Origin of the sequence: Lentilactobacillus dabitei (assembly GCF_019061365.1) — a bacterium.
GTDB classification, from domain to species: domain Bacteria; phylum Bacillota; class Bacilli; order Lactobacillales; family Lactobacillaceae; genus Lentilactobacillus; species Lentilactobacillus dabitei.
Window position 1 is genome coordinate 1 of the sequence record NZ_JAHPPD010000043.1, and the last position, 15,385, is coordinate 15,385.

At 39.4% G+C, this 15,385-nt stretch carries 22 protein-coding genes and 1 pseudogene; 21 read left to right on the forward strand and 2 right to left on the reverse strand.

Features of this window, described 5'->3' with window-relative positions; genetic code table 11:
* Positions 1-506 precede the first annotated feature (506 nt).
* The gene (locus tag KTE19_RS07760; protein ID WP_217341994.1) at positions 507-773 is read left to right on the forward strand and encodes a hypothetical protein; all 267 of its coding nucleotides are present in this window, start codon (positions 507-509) and stop codon (positions 771-773) included.
* A 458-nt stretch (positions 774-1,231) separates the two neighbouring features.
* Positions 1,232-1,396: a hypothetical protein gene (locus KTE19_RS07765; RefSeq protein ID WP_217162835.1), complete on the forward strand. Its 165-nt coding sequence runs from the start codon at positions 1,232-1,234 to the stop codon at positions 1,394-1,396.
* A gap of 23 nt (positions 1,397-1,419) precedes the next feature.
* On the opposite strand, the gene KTE19_RS07770 is transcribed toward KTE19_RS07765, so the two are convergent.
* On the reverse strand, positions 1,420-1,641 hold the full coding sequence (locus KTE19_RS07770) for a CsbD family protein (RefSeq protein ID WP_488225843.1): 222 nt from the start codon (positions 1,639-1,641) through the stop codon (positions 1,420-1,422).
* A 91-nt stretch (positions 1,642-1,732) separates the two neighbouring features.
* On the opposite strand from KTE19_RS07770, the gene KTE19_RS14150 reads away from it, so the two are divergent.
* The 18 genes from KTE19_RS14150 (at position 1,733) to KTE19_RS07855 (ending at position 13,662) form a co-directional block, all read left to right on the forward strand.
* Complete coding sequence (locus KTE19_RS14150) at positions 1,733-1,864, forward strand: hypothetical protein (RefSeq protein WP_283817079.1); 132 nt, start codon at positions 1,733-1,735, stop codon at positions 1,862-1,864.
* Positions 1,848-2,141 (forward strand): hypothetical protein, encoded by a 294-nt coding sequence (locus KTE19_RS07775; RefSeq protein ID WP_217162833.1) that lies wholly within the window; start codon positions 1,848-1,850, stop codon positions 2,139-2,141. The genes KTE19_RS14150 and KTE19_RS07775 overlap by 17 nt, the downstream gene beginning before the upstream one ends.
* A 64-nt stretch (positions 2,142-2,205) precedes the next feature.
* Positions 2,206-2,805 (forward strand): terminase small subunit, encoded by a 600-nt coding sequence (locus KTE19_RS07780; protein ID WP_217341995.1) that lies wholly within the window; start codon positions 2,206-2,208, stop codon positions 2,803-2,805.
* The gene (locus KTE19_RS07785) at positions 2,802-4,112 is read left to right on the forward strand and encodes a PBSX family phage terminase large subunit (protein WP_217341996.1); all 1,311 of its coding nucleotides are present in this window, start codon (positions 2,802-2,804) and stop codon (positions 4,110-4,112) included. Before KTE19_RS07780 ends, KTE19_RS07785 begins: the two co-directional genes overlap by 4 nt.
* Positions 4,113-4,123: 11 nt before the next feature.
* Entirely contained in the window at positions 4,124-4,450 is a 327-nt protein-coding gene (locus tag KTE19_RS07790) for a hypothetical protein (RefSeq protein WP_217341997.1), read from the forward strand.
* Positions 4,428-6,221 carry a phage portal protein gene (locus KTE19_RS07795; protein WP_217341998.1) on the forward strand — a complete coding sequence of 598 codons (1,794 nt, stop codon included), beginning with the start codon at positions 4,428-4,430 and terminating at the stop codon, positions 6,219-6,221. Before KTE19_RS07790 ends, KTE19_RS07795 begins: the two co-directional genes overlap by 23 nt.
* Complete coding sequence (locus tag KTE19_RS07800) at positions 6,145-7,083, forward strand: phage head morphogenesis protein (protein ID WP_249778617.1); 939 nt, start codon at positions 6,145-6,147, stop codon at positions 7,081-7,083. Before KTE19_RS07795 ends, KTE19_RS07800 begins: the two co-directional genes overlap by 77 nt.
* Positions 7,084-7,196: 113 nt before the next feature.
* Positions 7,197-7,856, forward strand: a complete 660-nt coding sequence (locus KTE19_RS07805) for a DUF4355 domain-containing protein (protein WP_217341999.1) — start codon at positions 7,197-7,199, stop codon at positions 7,854-7,856.
* A gap of 12 nt (positions 7,857-7,868) precedes the next feature.
* Complete coding sequence (locus KTE19_RS07810) at positions 7,869-8,921, forward strand: phage major capsid protein (protein WP_217342000.1); 1,053 nt, start codon at positions 7,869-7,871, stop codon at positions 8,919-8,921.
* A 13-nt stretch (positions 8,922-8,934) separates the two neighbouring features.
* Positions 8,935-9,276, forward strand: a complete 342-nt coding sequence (locus KTE19_RS07815; RefSeq protein ID WP_217162820.1) for a hypothetical protein — start codon at positions 8,935-8,937, stop codon at positions 9,274-9,276.
* A complete protein-coding gene (locus tag KTE19_RS07820) occupies positions 9,273-9,875 on the forward strand; it encodes a hypothetical protein (RefSeq protein WP_217162819.1) in 603 nt (200 codons plus the stop codon). The genes KTE19_RS07815 and KTE19_RS07820 overlap by 4 nt, the downstream gene beginning before the upstream one ends.
* Positions 9,876-9,879: 4 nt before the next feature.
* Positions 9,880-10,254 (forward strand): hypothetical protein, encoded by a 375-nt coding sequence (locus tag KTE19_RS07825; RefSeq protein ID WP_217342001.1) that lies wholly within the window; start codon positions 9,880-9,882, stop codon positions 10,252-10,254.
* 2 nt (positions 10,255-10,256) lie between these two features.
* Complete coding sequence (locus KTE19_RS07830) at positions 10,257-10,628, forward strand: hypothetical protein (RefSeq protein ID WP_217342002.1); 372 nt, start codon at positions 10,257-10,259, stop codon at positions 10,626-10,628.
* A complete protein-coding gene (locus KTE19_RS07835; RefSeq protein ID WP_217342003.1) occupies positions 10,621-11,109 on the forward strand; it encodes a phage neck terminator protein in 489 nt (162 codons plus the stop codon). Before KTE19_RS07830 ends, KTE19_RS07835 begins: the two co-directional genes overlap by 8 nt.
* The gene (locus tag KTE19_RS07840) at positions 11,109-12,203 is read left to right on the forward strand and encodes a hypothetical protein (RefSeq protein ID WP_217342004.1); all 1,095 of its coding nucleotides are present in this window, start codon (positions 11,109-11,111) and stop codon (positions 12,201-12,203) included. Before KTE19_RS07835 ends, KTE19_RS07840 begins: the two co-directional genes overlap by 1 nt.
* A 16-nt stretch (positions 12,204-12,219) precedes the next feature.
* Positions 12,220-12,717, forward strand: coding sequence for a hypothetical protein (locus KTE19_RS07845; RefSeq protein ID WP_217342005.1), 498 nt, complete (start codon positions 12,220-12,222; stop codon positions 12,715-12,717).
* A 59-nt stretch (positions 12,718-12,776) separates the two neighbouring features.
* The gene (locus KTE19_RS07850; protein WP_217342006.1) at positions 12,777-13,403 is read left to right on the forward strand and encodes a hypothetical protein; all 627 of its coding nucleotides are present in this window, start codon (positions 12,777-12,779) and stop codon (positions 13,401-13,403) included.
* A complete protein-coding gene (locus KTE19_RS07855) occupies positions 13,378-13,662 on the forward strand; it encodes a hypothetical protein (RefSeq protein ID WP_217342007.1) in 285 nt (94 codons plus the stop codon). Before KTE19_RS07850 ends, KTE19_RS07855 begins: the two co-directional genes overlap by 26 nt.
* 452 nt (positions 13,663-14,114) lie before the next feature.
* Here KTE19_RS07855 and KTE19_RS07860 read toward each other — a convergent pair whose 3' ends face one another.
* Positions 14,115-14,327, reverse strand: a complete 213-nt coding sequence (locus KTE19_RS07860; protein ID WP_203629015.1) for a hypothetical protein — start codon at positions 14,325-14,327, stop codon at positions 14,115-14,117.
* An 88-nt stretch (positions 14,328-14,415) separates the two neighbouring features.
* Here KTE19_RS07860 and KTE19_RS07865 point away from each other — a divergent pair.
* Positions 14,416-15,385: pseudogene (locus KTE19_RS07865) on the forward strand (hypothetical protein); the annotation flags it as partial.

The window sequence follows — 15,385 nt, forward strand, 5'->3', positions numbered from 1 at the left end:
AGAAACACCGCAGGATTAATGCAATTTCAGGGGTTATATTGGTATTGTGGAATTTGTAAGAAAGTTCCATTCCCTCAATATGAAATGTGTGGCTGAATACGTAACAATGCGGAAAGGGACGGTATGAAACGGCCGTTGCAGGGTTCGATTCCCTGCCAGCCACGTTGCTTATGATAATAAAATTTAAATCCGTGTTTGTGTCTTTGTGAGCCTGATCAACACGTCATAAGCGAGCGGTCCATGTGTGGAAAGCATGGACTTTTATTTTGGAAAGAAGGTGCAGCATGAAAAAAGAAGATTTTGTTGTATTCGCAATCATGCTGGCACTCTTAATAATTTTATATTACTTACAGTCGAGGTGGGAACCATGAAGATGATACATACCAAATTTGGCTATGAGTCGCCCACAGAGGCCAAGTGTGATGGTGAGCTGAACAAATACTTTAATCAGTGCAACAAGCGCTTAAAGCAGCGTTATTTAAACGACAAGCGAAGGAGCAAATGCCATGAAACAAAAAGAATTATTAAAGCAAATTGATCCCAAATATCTTAACAGGCGAGGTCGTAAGAAGTTGGCTCAGGATCAAGCAAAAGAATGGGTCAAGCGGATGAATAAATATGAGCAAGCTCATCCAGAAAATCAATTTGTTCCGTGTATTGCATTGACGGTTGATGGTGATGTTAAGATGTTTCAAAACCACGAAAAAGATTTAACTGATAAATTGACCAAAGCGGTTGAAAAATCTTTTGATGATGGCGAATTGTTTTATTGATGAGGTATATTGGTATTGTGGAATTTGTCAAAAGAGTTTCACCCTTCAGAAATTAGATGTGTGACTGTAACGTATACGTACGAAGAGGGCGGATAGATTACCGTGCAGGGTTCGATTCCCTGCCAGCCACGTTGCTTATGATAAATAAAATTTAAATCCGTGTTTGTGTCTTTGTGAGCCTGATCAACACGTCATAAGAGAGCGGTCCATGTGTGGAAAGCATGGACTTTTATTTTGCAATAAAGCAGCTGGTAAAGTTAGCTAGGCGATGTAACTTCGGGATAAGTCGTTTCTGCCTCATAAGCAGTGAAAAAAGTGGCTACGAATGGGACTGGCACCGGCCTCGCCCATTTAGATACATAGGGGTGACATTATGAAATTAAAGTTGACAGATATATTGATGGGCGGCATGTTGCTACTCGCTTTGATAATTCTGTATTTCCTGCAGATGTGATTATATGACTGATCGTAAGCATCCATATACGCCCATGAAGCAAACCAGCTATGGCTATACTTCCAAGGAAGAAATGAAGATAGACAAGCAACTGGACAAAGACTTAAAGAAGCGTCTTCGCAAAGAGGGCGCTTTTAGTTTGCACAAAAAAACAGGCGAGCCTGGTTAGAAGACTCGCCTGAAATTGATAAATTACTTGTCCTTATCTGCTTTTTTCTTAATGTCATCAACTGTGTCCTTAACGGTTTCCTTGGCATCGGATAATTTATCCTTGGCTTTGCCGAGAATGCCTTGGCCCTTACCTTCAGCTTCTCTAGCTTTGTCACCGGTAACTTTACCTTCAACTTCTTTAGCTTTACCGCTTACCTTATCTTTAGTACTGTCTGCTTTATCTTTTAAACTCATAAATAACATCTCCTTAGTTATTTTATGATACACATACATTATCCTAAAGCAATTAAATAATTGCAAACAATTTGATGCTTTGAATGGAGGATTTTAACTGTTGAGTAAACACAATAAGCACACGAAGAGTCATAAGAAGTTAAAAGTTAAAGATCGTAAGCGTAAAAGTTTAGCAGCTCGACGACTGAATGAATTAAAAATAAAGGAGGAAGCCAATGACAACCCAAACTGAAGAATACTACGTAGACACGCTTATAACACATGTAGACGATAAAGAGATCATGTGGATAGAATTTAAGGATGATGATTCCACAGAGGAGACGATTGCTCATTTGTTTCATTTGAAGGAAACAGTAATTAGTTATAAAGATCCAGATAATCCAGTTTTGAAATTGCCCGGTGATGTTAATGCACAAATCGGCCAATATGTTACGAAATATCAGGGCAAATTTCATAAGCTCGGGTACCATGAGGAAGTTAAAAAATACGCTTTCACTTATGATGACTAGCATCGCTTAATCGCGGTGCCTTTTTGATACATAGAATAACTAAATGGAGGTGTGGTGGTATGTAATGACACGAAAGTTAACGCCCAAACAGCGTAAATTTGCTAATGAATTCATTAAAACAAACAACGCTTATCAGTCGGCCTTAAAAGCTGGCTACGCAAAGGGTACGGCTCGAAATGCAACTAAGCAATTACTGGAAAATACTGGAATTCATGAATATATCATTAAAAAGACTGCTAATGTTGAAAAACACGAGTCTGATAAAGCTGATGAAGTGCTCAAAAACGTCTATCGAATTGCTGCTGGCAAGCCTATCAAACACGATTTTGTTCAAACCGACAACTTAAAAAAAGAAATTGTTTTGAGAGGTGTGAAAAAGGGATCTAAGCCAACAGCTACTATGAGATCTGGATATGAAACGAATGAGACCACTATAACACCAGCGGCCACTAAAGAGCAGGTAGCCGCAGCTGAACTGTGGTTCAAGCTAAATGGCAAGCTCAAAAACGATAGTAAAGAGGTCGAAAAACAAAAAATTCGTAAGCTGGAAGCTGAAGCTGATGTGGCAGAACAAAAGGCTCATGACGCTCGAAACAGTGGTCAAGATATTGGTCAACAGTTTGATAAGATGTTTGAGCGGTTGAAGGAGGACAGCGACAAATGACAACTTATGCTGATTTGAAGTATACAAAGAAGCAAGTCGAAGTCTTCAAGCAGTTTGACCGTGACGACTGGTCACTAATGATAAATAGTGGGGCCGTTGGTTCTGGCAAGACAGTCATTGACAATGATATGTTTTTGCGTGAGCTATTACGTATTGGCAAGTTAGCCCAATCAATGGATAAGAGAGCGCAATACATTTTAGCCGGATTTTCTAGTAAGACGATCGCTAACAACGTGCTGCAAGAAATCATGCAGGCTTACCCTATGCTTAATATTAAATTTGATGTTCACGGTGCTTTTGAGTTGTTCGGCGTACGTGTTGTACAAGCCTATACGGGTTCAATCGCTGGTATGGCGTCTATTCGTGGTATGAATGCCTGGGGAGCTTATATCAATGAAATGTCACTAGCTAATGAACAAGCATTCACAGAAATTCGTAATCGTGTGCGTGGATTTGAAGGGGCTAGAATCATTGGCGACACTAACCCAGATACGCCAACCCATTGGCTGAAACGAAAGTACATTGATCAGGCTAAGGACAAATCAAAAGGTATCATCTACAATCACTTCACGATGGACGATAATACATTTTTGCCTAAGAAGTATGTGCATGATATGAAGGCTCAAATGAGTGGCATGTTCTATGATCGCAGCATCTTAGGATTATGGGTTGCTGGTGAAGGACTGGTCTATCAAGACTTTGACAAATCAAAGAATCTAATTACTCGCGCCGAGTTTGACAAACGAACTGCTGATCAACAGTTAACGTACTATTGTGGTGTTGACTGGGGATACGAGCACGATACGTCAATTGTTGTATTGGCTAATGATAATGATGGTAATACTTACTTAGTTGAAGAGCATACTGGGAATTTGGAGCAGATTATGTATTGGGTCAAGATTGCCAAACAGGTTCAACAAGATTATGGCTACAATATACCGTTTTATTGTGATACGGCCCGAGTTGAACACATTGACAAGTTCAAGGAAAATAACATCAACGCTCAGTATGCGTATAAATCCGTTTTAAAGGGCATTGAACAAGTTGCGGGGCTTATTAAGCAGCATAAGTTTATGGCCGTTCAAGAAGGAATACAGCAGTTCTTAGATGAGGTTTATCAGTATGTTTGGAATGACAAAACGGGTGAACCAGTCAAAGAACATGACCACGTGATGGATGCTATTCGTTACGCGATTGCAACACGTCAATGGAATCATGAATATAATCAGCCACACAATAATTATGATCAGCAAGATCAACTGCTCGCTGACAAAGGATTGATCGATTATCCCGATGATTTATTTTAGGAGTGATGAAAATGTCAAAGTTAATGACAATGGAAGAATGGAAAAAACAAGCAACTACCAAGGACACAGCACCACTTGATATGAATGTGTTTGAACCGATGCTCAATGGGGAACCGCTTGAATTTAAAGATCGTGGCATAACTTATTCCATTCCAATTGGGTTGGATGTCAAAACGATATTTGAAAGTTTGGCAAAATTAGTGAATGACAACATTAATGAAACAGATAAATCGGTCAATGACTCCAAAAAGTTGTTGGCCGTTAAATTTGCTCATGAATATTGTGAATTACACAAAAATGATGAAAGTAAGGTAAATGAAAGTGGCGGAAACAAATGATTTATCAGCACATTATCGCTCAATCAATCCACAGCCAAATTCCATTAACTTATTAAATGGTCAACGTTATGGTAATCGATATGCTTTCCAAACCAATCAGTCGTACAACATTCCGGCGTCTTCATGGAAGCCAATTAAAGACGATCAAAGTAAATTTCAAAAGTTAGTGCAATGGTACGTCAGCGATCACTTTAATAATCAACTGCCCCGAATCTTGGAGCTGGAACGTTATTACTTAGCCGATAATAATATTCATTACTGGCTGTCTAATAAGCGCTCTAATCGGGCTGACAATCGTATATCAAGTGCTTTAGCACGATACATTACCAATATTCAAGTTGGCTATGAGTTTGGAACGCCGTTGACTTTTGGCTATCAAAATAAAGATGATGAAAATGATACTGGCGAAAATGTTATTCAGGCTGTTGATGATTTTAATCAAACTAACGATGAACCATATCATGAAAAGGTTATGGGGAAAAATCTGGCAAATGTTGGGCGAGCCTATGAATTACTTTATGTACCTGAAGGAACTAAGCAACCTAAGATTACGGCAATTGACCCCAACAGTGCATTTGTTGTTTGGTCAACAGATGTTGAACCAATTGAGTTGTTTGCTGTTCGTTATTATGCCGTGAACGTTGCTGATAAAACTTATTATCAAATTGAGGTTTATACCGATAACCATATCTATCAATTTACTGCTGGTGCCAATCCTGATTCTGATTGGACATTAACTAGTGATGAGGAACACTATTTCCAACAAGTTCCATTAACTGAATATCGATTGAATGAGGAACGAGTTGGTGCATGGGAAACTAAACTAGATGAAATTGATGCTTATGACCAGGCTCTATCTGAAATGGCGAACTCACAAGCAGATTTTAGCAACGCAATGTTGATGATTAATGGGAAAGTTGCTAATCAGTCTGGTAAGACTGAACAAATGCTAGATCCCAAAGGCCAGCCAGTATATCTCGATAACGTGAGTGGCGGCTATACAAGTCAGTCAACGACAAACAGCAAACCTAACGTGCCAGTTATGGTTCAGAAAGTCCTTGATACCAAGGCCAATGTGCTTTATCTAAAGCCATACGTGCATGATAATCCTAATGGTTCGCCAACTATTAGTAGTACTTCAGCAGCCTATTTAACCAAGTCATTGAATGCTAGTGAATGGCAAATTTACATTAACCAATTGTTATCCGACATTCATAAAGACACTAACACACCAGATACAACAGATCAGAACTTTGCAGCCAACGCCTCTGGTGTTGCTATGGCTTATAAACTGTGGGGATCCGATCAAGAAATGGCTATGTCTGAAACACTTTATCAGCGTGGTCTGAGAAGACGGCTACGACTGTTGGCGATTTATTGGAACTATGTTTCAAGCACAGGTATCAAAGTGACAGATGACGTTAATCCAGCTGACAATGTAACCATTACGTTTACGCCTAATTTGCCTAAGAACAACCAGGAAACCATGACATTAATCCAAGGCTTGAATCAAACAGGCAAGTTCTCTGCACAAACATTACGTGAATTAGCCGAACCGATTACCGGGATTCCTGCTGATCAGGAACAAGAGCGATCTGCTGATGACGACTCTCAGCAAGATGATCGGACCGCCACAATAATGGCGAATGCACAAGCTAAGTTACAAAAGATGAACAACGGATCGGGTGATGATGATGACAACGATCAAGCAAGAGCGCAAGAAGATCAACAAACTGATCAAACGGGACAATCGCAACAATCAGATAATTGATGGCTTCTATCAGCAGGCTTTAAGTATCGTTGGCAATCATCTTCAAGAGTTTTATAACGAATATGCCGATGATAATGGTTTAACTCTTAATCAAGTGTCTCAACAGGTTAATTCCTGGGATATTCAGAGCTTTTACCAAGCAATTAATGAAATGTTAGCTGATGCTAGTCCTGACGATGAGTTATCTAAACGCTTGCAAGCAATCTTTGCCCAAGCATCTATTTCTCGACGCGATATGTTGGGTGCAATGATTGGCGCCGGTATGAGCATTGCTACAGCAAAAAGTGAATCATTTGCAGTTAATGAACTCAAACAGCAGTATATCGATGGCTATAATAATTCAAGCCCTAATAAAATATCAACGGTTCCGGCTAAAGTAGCCAACCAAGCTGAGTATTCTCAACGAATTTGGGTGCATGGCGACGTCATGACGACACGAATGAAAGAAACCCTGAACAAGGGTTTGAGTCGCGGCATGAAAAAATCAGACATCAATAAAATGACCCGCGGTATTCCTCAAAGCGGTGATCGTATTGATGGCAATTTAGCAACGCCAATGAATCAGATGCTATCCAGAATTCATACGTTAACAACTTCCCAAGGAATTGAAAATACAAACTCTGGCAAAAATAAGGCTTATGATGAACAAAATGTTAAGTATGTTATTTGGTTGACAAAAGAGGATTATAAAGTTTGTGACCAATGTAAAGACCTGGATAAACAAATCTTTACCCGTGGGCTGGCACCAATTCCTCAGGATGACACACATCTCAATTGTCGTTGCCAGTTAGTTAAGTGCGATGAAGATGGAAACGTGTTGCCCGATGAACTTGATAGGGTGCTTGATGAACCTGAAGCTTAAAAACTAATTCTTTGATTTGCCTTTTTCTCAATTACAGGCGTTAAAGAATAATTGATTTAGTTATTGCACTTACAAACAATTTAGTCTACGGACTTAAAAAAGGAGTTTTGATGATGAAAACAAATTTGCAATTCTTTGCTGATCCTGACCAAAAGCCTAAGCCAAACGATCCCGACCAAAATCCTGATGGTAAAAATCCTGATGGTAAAAATTCAGAGCCGGCTGGCAAGACCTACACACAGGATGATATCGGGAAGATGATGGCCGCCAAAGCTAAGGAAGTTGAAAGTAATCTGCAGGATGATTTTGAAAAGAAGCTGAAGCAAAAGGAACAAGAATGGCTTGAAAAGGGTGAAAAACGAGCCGGCATGAATGCTAGTGAGAAGGCCCAAGCCGATTTAGAAGAGCAACGACAAGCCCTAAAAGAACAGCAAGACCGTCTTCAAGAAAAATTAGATGAAGCGAACCGTAAGGATGCCTTAGCTGCAACTAAAACGGTTCTAACTGACAAGCACATTCCAGCTGAATTTGCCGAGTTTATTAGTGATGTTAAAGAAGATGTTCGTAACAATAACTTAGATAAGTTTACAAACTTATTTAAAAAAGCAGTTCAGGAAGCTGTTGAAAAGAAAGTTACGGGTAATCAATCACCACAGAATGGTGGTCAACAATTTAACGCTTCTATGACACGCAAAGATTTTGCACAGATGAGCCTTGAAGAGCAGACTAACCTTTATCGTCAGAACCCAGATTTGTACAACAAACTTAAATAGGAGGTGTAGGTAATGGCCGTAATTAACGGAAAACCTACCAATTTTAGTAATTTAATTGAACCAAAAGTCTTTCTAGACTGGATCTATCGTCAAAATACTCAAACTAATCGCTTTGTTCAATCTGGTGTCTTGAAAAATGACCCAGTATTAGGTGGACGATTGCTTGGACCGGGACGAACGATTGAGATTCCTGCAATGAATGATTTAAATGGTGACGCTGACGAATGGAATGACACTAACGATATTCAAACTAATGGTGTTGATTCTTCTATGGAATATGACATTAAAGCCTTTCAAAGCAAGTCATTCGGTAATACTGACTGGGGAGACTTGGTTTCTGGCGCAAGTACCCAACAGCAAATTGCTAATCGATTTGGCAACTGGTGGACTCGCCAAGATACAAAGCTTTTGTTGGATACTGTTAAAGCTACTTTTAACAACGCAGATATTGCAACTGCAAAGTCTTTCGGTGTTGGTGCTGAAAAGGAATTATCTGCCGCAGACTTTGTTAAGGCACTCGCCCGCATGGGTGATGTTATGGATAACACGCTGTCAACTTTAGTAGTTAATTCAGCTGCGTACTCAGAAATGCGTGAACAACAATTGATTGAATACCTGCAACCTGCTGGCGCAGCTACTCCAATTGCCACTTATCAAGGTATGAGCATCATTCAAGATGATAGCATTCCGGTTGCTTCTGATGGAACTACTTATGCGCTCATCTTCGGCCCTGGAGCCATTGATTATGCAGCGGCTACTCCGACTAATGGCCTAGTTGTTCAACGTGATGAATTCCAAAAGGGCGGCATGGTTGCCATCATTCAAAAACGGGTAGTTACTTGCCATGTGGCCGGTACTAACGTTGATTTAAAACAGACCAATCCTGATACCTACCAAGCTGATTTGAAGGCCGGCACTAAGCCACTGTTTGCTGTTTCTTATGATCCACGACAGATTCAATTGGTTAAATATGGCTTTAAAGTTGGAAAAGATTATGTTGTTCCAACTATTAATTCACCTAAAGCTTCGGGTGCATCAGTCAAAGGACCTGGCCTTGGTAAATAGGAGGTAATCAGCGATGGCTGAAACACCTACAATTTCTGATGTGAAAAGTGATTATAAAATTTTTCAAAGCTTCAGTGATAAACATATTACTGAAAGAATTAATGATGCAATCGCAAAAGCTCAGCATAATCAAATTAGTGATGACGCGTTAGCAAGGGGAATTATCTCTTGGGCACGTCATTTATTATATACAGACTGGTTTATGAACTATGGTGGTGTTCAGTCTGCTGGTACTTTTGGTAATACCCAAACTATGGTTAACTTCAATGGTGCTGATCCCTATTTACAAGAATATAACCAAACAGTCGATGACTATGGCGTTTCAGATGAAATGGGAGCCGTGTGGACTGAATGACAAAGGACTTTAATCATTTAACCAGTGGTATTGAACAGCTGGAAAAGTTGCAGAGCGTCAGATTATCCATTGGGGTGCCCTGGACTAACGGTCGTTTGAATATGATCGCTTTGGTTAACGAATATGGTGCCGATATAAAGCCTAAAAATAAAGCATGTCTAATCATTCCAACTAAAGAAGCCAAAGGGCGTAAGCCCGGACAGATTGCTAATCTTTTTCGGCCCAAGCCACCACATAATCATGTTCTGGCGGTCCCAGATAAATCGCAGCCATATGGTATGCGAGTGATGTTCATATTAAAGGATGAGGTGCATATTCCACCACGTCCTTTTTTACGCTACACATTTGACCACTATCTTGATAATTGGACTGAATTAGCTGCTGATTTGGCATTTAAAGTATTTGTTGGAGAGATAAATTATCAGGACACGTTTCCTATTTTGGGTGATGCTATTGTCAAAGATATTAAGCTAACCATAACAGAATTTAGCAAACCCCAAAATGCACCACTAACAATTGCAAACAAAGGATTTGATGATCCATTGATTGAAAAGGGCGAGTTACGTGACTCCATTCATTGGATTACAGAAAGGATTTGATTTTATGAGTAAAGAATTAGTTGTTGTAGAAGCTGCTAAAGATACTAAAGGAGCTTATGTAAAACCTGACCGCAGCACTGAAACACCAAAAAATATTGCATTTTTGCCTGATGCTTCTGATCCCTATGTAGTTCATATTATTGGCTATGATGCTGGCGATAGTATTCCCGATGGAAAATATTATGCTGCTTTTTATGATCCAGATACTCAGAAATTCTTAGGACAATTTATTGCCGTACCAGGCTTTACCGTTGCCGGTGAATCAACCCCTGGCGTTGTCCAAGTGGCACCAACAAAAGTTGGCGGTGACGTAAGCTTGGGTGATCAGAACACCACACATGTCTTAGATGCTCCTTCCACTACCAATAGTCAAGCATAATCATGGCATTTCAGAACTTTAACAACTTTGCTTTTATGAACGATCAGTTAGCTGAAGACTTAACTATTACCGTTATTGGGAAAGATACTGGTGAAACGGATGATCTCGGGAAACCGATTTTGGGACCGAATGTGGTTTATCACGTTTCCGAAGTTATCACTAATACCACTAATCCTAACATGACGTACAGCCAGGAAGATGGTGGCCAATTACCGGTTGGCACCTTATATTGGTTATCTCATATGGTAGCTTGTCCTAAAGGGACGATAGTCCAACGATCTAATGGGGCGAAGTATGAAGTAGTCAATCATGCAGACGATTTACACGCTGGAATGACTTACTACCAGATAAAAGAGGTTGGTACTGATGAGTAACGATTTTTATCATACTTTCTCAGCGGTCTTAGTTGCCGAGATTGAGAAATATTTCCCTAAGGTTCCTGTACGTCCACAAAGCATTAATAATAAAGCACCAGCACCTCCATACATTGTCTACAAAATTTACGATGACTATGATCGGGTATTGTTTAACGATGTGGAAAACGAAACGTTTGATTTGCATGTTCAATTTAAGGCTATTTCAAATGATGAAATGGAAGCTAAATCATTAGGACATCAGTTACGAAAGTTGTTTTTTCTACAGCAGCCTGAATATGATTTGTTTCAAAAAGGCATTGTGGCTAAAAGTTGCGATGCTATTCCACCAGTTGATCAATATTTAGATGTTGACTGGCAGTTTACGGCAGGTGCCGATTATACGTTTGAAGTTCAAGACAACTTCACTGATCAAACACAAACGGGAAATATTGCTAGTGTTAATCCAGAATTTAATATAAATAAAGGAGCTGAATCATAGTGTCAGATATTGTTAAACAAACTACAGATGTACATTTCATTGTTGCTATCCACGCTTTAACCAATCCGGATCGTACTCCATCGGTAGCAATTGGTACCAAAAATACCGATGCTACTACTAAGAGCAACATTTATGATGACTTAGATAGTTTATCGGCAGATTATAAAGAAAACACAGGTGTCTACAATCAAGCAGCGGCGATGTTTGAGGTTAATGGCTTTCGTGGGCCTATTGAAGTTATTGCATATCCTAATGTTGATTCCATTACACCTTCAGGGGTTCAATCTCAAGGAACGGGTCACGGTGGTAAAGTTACGGCTACCCCAACACCTGGAATTGTTGTTGGAATTACCCAGCATTTATTTGATGGTTTCAAATATTTAGTGCTTGATGGAGCAACCGAGACTGAGATCGAAGCGCTTTCTGATTTCCTATATGATAACCAAAGAATTATGTTGGTAACTCAGCCAAACTCGATTACCGCACTACAAACGTTAGCAACTCATGTTGCTGGCTATCAAAATGTAAAGAACCGGTTAGGCAACACTGCTGCAATCGTTGAAACGGCTAAGGATCGTTATCCTGCTGCTCAGGCGGTAGCGTACGCCGCTGCTAACCTACCAGTTGATTTTCAGCATATTGGCAACCTTTCACAGTTTGAACCAGATACTGATTTAACAACCGATGATTATGATACAATTGCTGGTTTAAATGCCACTTTGGTCGTGAATAAGGCTGGCGATTATATGTTGTTAAACGGTAAAGCACTCGCTGGTAATTATATTGATCAATTTGTTCATACTCAGTTAGTGATTGATACATTACAAACTAATTTGCAGAAATATCTTAACCGTAAGAATTTCCCAATTTACAATGATGCAACAATCAAAGAGATGACACAGACTATCAACGCTGTCAGCACAAGCCTATTACAAAAGGGTGTGTTGTACACGGCGATTGTCGTTAACAGTGTTCCTCGAGCCAACGTGTTAAACAGTGACGTTGCTGCCCGTAAATATAATGGGTTTAGTTTAAGCGCTCAAATTGCTGACGACATTGATCAAATTAATGCCAAACTTGATTTGACTTTGTAAAGGGAGGGAAATACTAATGGCAATTACATTATCCAATGGCAAAGAAGTCAATCTTTACTCTGCTCGTTTCCTCCATATTTATTTACTATGGAAGAACCAATCTAAAGAACTTGGCGGTTTTCAAAATGGTGAAGCGTTCAGTTCACAGAGAACGAATGCTGATACCACTATGCAAGGCGATTTTCATTCGAATGTTATGTTTTTTGATACAGAAGATGAAACTGGAACGATTACCTTAAACACCTACCCAGGAACATCTACGACAGATATTCTGTTCTCTATGTATCATGCTCAACACGATAAAATGGAAGAAGGTCCATTAACTGCTGATGATTTGTTTGGATTAAATATTGTTAATTCATCAACTGGTGAAAAGATTACCGCAGAAGGCTGCCGAATCGCCGGTTTGCCAGCTAACCAAGGTAACGAATCAGCATATTCATTGGCTTGGTCGGTATTAGTTGGTTACTATCAAAACACTGGTAACCAGCCAGACGATTCAATGTTTTCTTAAATTAAAATGGAACAGAAGGCTGTCATTTAGGCAGCCCTCTACATAAGGAGTAAATTAAAATGGAAAATAGTGAAAAAAAGCTTGAAGCCTTAATGGGCAATGAGATTCATAAAACAGTTGAATGGAAAGACGACAAGGATAAAAAACACACAACAAAGATCACTTTACAAGACCCAGGTATTGGAGTGGCTACCCAAATCATGGATTTAATGAATGTCGGTGACGATACGTCTGATTACGGTAAGGCATTTGAGATGTTGATGCAAAACGTCTTGGTTAGTCCGCATTTGGATTATGGTAGTTTGAATCATGAACTGCCAGAAAAATTAACTAAGAAAACCGTTATTAAGCAAAACAGTGCTGGTGATGAAGTAAAGATTAATATGGTCTTTCCGGGTTACCGAACGGCATTGCAAATCTTTATGATGACTAACCGTCCTTCTGGGGCACTTAATATGCACGATACTTTGGATTCTCTTGATAAGGAAGTTTTGCGTACTGATGAAAGCACTCCGCAAATCATCAAGATGAAGTATTGGAATGTTGGTGAACATGGTTCTGGTTTGGGCGCTACGGCTTTGAGTGAGGCACAAGCATATCTTGGTTCGCTATTAGCACGGAACGGTCTGTTAAATATTTTGATGGAAGCGTTTCGCTTTCTTGCAACAACGTTACGACCAAAGTAATTCCAAATATGCTAATGAATTTGGCAAAATCGATGATCGGTTGGCAGAAAAAGAAATCAATAAAGATTTTCTGGTTATGTCAGTCGAATTGGGAGTTAGCGAAGATCAGATTAATTTGATGACTCAAGATGAATATATTTTTAATCGAGCCAAAGCTAAATTAGTTCGACAAGAAAAGGAATCGGTTATTGCCCAAGGTGTGTATTACGGCATGGCTAAAATTGTAAATGAAATGTTTGGGAAAAAGAAGGGAACATAAATGGTTAAAGCCAAAAACTGTGATGATTTCCAAAATCATAAAGATAAGTCTATTTTTACTGGGTTAACATTCAAAGGCAGTCCCGTTTCCAAGCAAGAGTATGAACGTCATTACCAAGAATATGTTGCACGATGCTCTGGTTAGAGCCCGAAGTCAGTCAACAAGGATTTTGAACGAGCTTCGTGGGAGTATGCATTAGAGAATTCGACGATAGACATTGTAGCTGAAAGAAGGTGAGCAAATGAGTGCCAAGGATGATGTAATTATGGAGCTTAAACGGACTAATCGACTGCTTAGGTTATTGATTCTAATAAACGTATACGGAAACGAAAACAGTGTTCTAGATAGAAATATCATGAATAGTATCAAGCTCCTAGACAATAACTACAGTGCCAAAACTCTTTTTGAGAGCAAAAAGGAGCAGGATTAGGTCCCACTCCTTTCCACAATGACTAATCGATAATTCCCTTATCGCGCAATAGCTGATCTTGCTCTTCAAATGATAAGTCAGCATCCTCAGAATTGCCCTTTGGTTCTTTTGCGTTATGCACTTGAGCAATTTTGACAGCTTGCTCGTAGAATTCTAAAGCATCTTCCAGAGAAACTTTATCCTTTCTTGAAGCAAGAACTGCGTTAGCAAACGAATCCGGATTTACAAAAGCCATTTTTATCACCACCCTTCGTTGGAATAACCCAATTATCCCACTAAGGAGTTCAACATAAAAAGATTAATTAGAAAGGAGGTAAATAGTAATGGCTAAAGCAAAAGAAGTTCGTCATGCTGGCATTGGACTTGATTTCAGTATGAATGGACTAGACGATTTCAAACGGGCTAACAGCATGATGGATGACTTCCTGGAGACAATGAAAGAAGCCTCTCGAATTACTGATAAATTCAAAAGCAATTTTAGTGACTTTGGTGGTGATACGAGCCGTGAAGTGAATAAAGCTCGTGATTCCATTAAGGAAACTATCGAAGGAATGGGATATTTTAACAAAGCTACTATTCGAACAACAGACGCGATTCATCAACAAAATGCTGAAATGCAACGGATGAAAGATTCAGTTAAATCAACCTCAGCTGAAATGCAACGGATGCCTAAACATGTTTTGTCTGAAATCAATCAATCCACTGATAAAGTTACCAAGTCAACCAACAAAGGATCAGATGCTATTAAAAAATATTCTGATCATGTTGATAAAGCGCATGATCGTGTTAAACGACTACACGATATTATTTTCGGTAGCTTTGTTGGCACAGCAGTTTCTAATGGTATTCAAAATTTAGCTTCAGGTATTTGGAACTCTGCTAAGAATGGTTTTGAACTAGCCGAAGCAGGTGAACGTATTGCAAGTCAGTGGAAAACGATTGGCATAACCAGCAAACAAACAGAGGAATTAGGCGATCAAATAGGTGATATTCGTTCTAAAGCCGATATGTCTGGTGGTGCTATCAATGATATGCAGAAAAAGATTTATGCTCTAACGAATAGTGTCCCGGTCACCAAAACTTTAACTAATGAAATGGCTGCTTATGGTTCTGAAGCTGGTAAAACTGGTGAACAAATTCAGCAAATGACAGGTATGGTTGTCAAGTCGTTGGGCTCCAAAACAGTAAGTGCTGGATTCTTTAACCGAGTATTTGGCCAAATGCCGGCTTTGCGGAAGCAAATTCAAGAAGCCAGTGGCATGACTAATTCAGCTTTCAATAAAGCGTTACAAA

Excerpts from the sequence above, each read along its gene's own strand:
- KTE19_RS07760 (WP_217341994.1), top strand. The coding sequence starts at position 507 with ATGAAACAAAAAGAATTATTAAAGCAAATTGATCCCAAATATCTTAAC.
- KTE19_RS07765 (WP_217162835.1), top strand. The coding sequence starts at position 1,232 with ATGACTGATCGTAAGCATCCATATACGCCCATGAAGCAAACCAGCTAT.
- KTE19_RS07770 (WP_488225843.1), bottom strand. The coding sequence starts at position 1,641 with ATGTTATTTATGAGTTTAAAAGATAAAGCAGACAGTACTAAAGATAAG.
- KTE19_RS07775 (WP_217162833.1), top strand. The coding sequence starts at position 1,848 with ATGACAACCCAAACTGAAGAATACTACGTAGACACGCTTATAACACAT.
- KTE19_RS07780 (WP_217341995.1), top strand. The coding sequence starts at position 2,206 with ATGACACGAAAGTTAACGCCCAAACAGCGTAAATTTGCTAATGAATTC.
- KTE19_RS07785 (WP_217341996.1), top strand. The coding sequence starts at position 2,802 with ATGACAACTTATGCTGATTTGAAGTATACAAAGAAGCAAGTCGAAGTC.
- KTE19_RS07790 (WP_217341997.1), top strand. The coding sequence starts at position 4,124 with ATGTCAAAGTTAATGACAATGGAAGAATGGAAAAAACAAGCAACTACC.
- KTE19_RS07795 (WP_217341998.1), top strand. The coding sequence starts at position 4,428 with ATGAAAGTGGCGGAAACAAATGATTTATCAGCACATTATCGCTCAATC.
- KTE19_RS07800 (WP_249778617.1), top strand. The coding sequence starts at position 6,145 with ATGACAACGATCAAGCAAGAGCGCAAGAAGATCAACAAACTGATCAAA.
- KTE19_RS07805 (WP_217341999.1), top strand. The coding sequence starts at position 7,197 with ATGAAAACAAATTTGCAATTCTTTGCTGATCCTGACCAAAAGCCTAAG.
- KTE19_RS07810 (WP_217342000.1), top strand. The coding sequence starts at position 7,869 with ATGGCCGTAATTAACGGAAAACCTACCAATTTTAGTAATTTAATTGAA.
- KTE19_RS07815 (WP_217162820.1), top strand. The coding sequence starts at position 8,935 with ATGGCTGAAACACCTACAATTTCTGATGTGAAAAGTGATTATAAAATT.
- KTE19_RS07820 (WP_217162819.1), top strand. The coding sequence starts at position 9,273 with ATGACAAAGGACTTTAATCATTTAACCAGTGGTATTGAACAGCTGGAA.
- KTE19_RS07825 (WP_217342001.1), top strand. The coding sequence starts at position 9,880 with ATGAGTAAAGAATTAGTTGTTGTAGAAGCTGCTAAAGATACTAAAGGA.
- KTE19_RS07830 (WP_217342002.1), top strand. The coding sequence starts at position 10,257 with ATGGCATTTCAGAACTTTAACAACTTTGCTTTTATGAACGATCAGTTA.
- KTE19_RS07835 (WP_217342003.1), top strand. The coding sequence starts at position 10,621 with ATGAGTAACGATTTTTATCATACTTTCTCAGCGGTCTTAGTTGCCGAG.
- KTE19_RS07845 (WP_217342005.1), top strand. The coding sequence starts at position 12,220 with ATGGCAATTACATTATCCAATGGCAAAGAAGTCAATCTTTACTCTGCT.
- KTE19_RS07850 (WP_217342006.1), top strand. The coding sequence starts at position 12,777 with ATGGAAAATAGTGAAAAAAAGCTTGAAGCCTTAATGGGCAATGAGATT.
- KTE19_RS07860 (WP_203629015.1), bottom strand. The coding sequence starts at position 14,327 with ATGGCTTTTGTAAATCCGGATTCGTTTGCTAACGCAGTTCTTGCTTCA.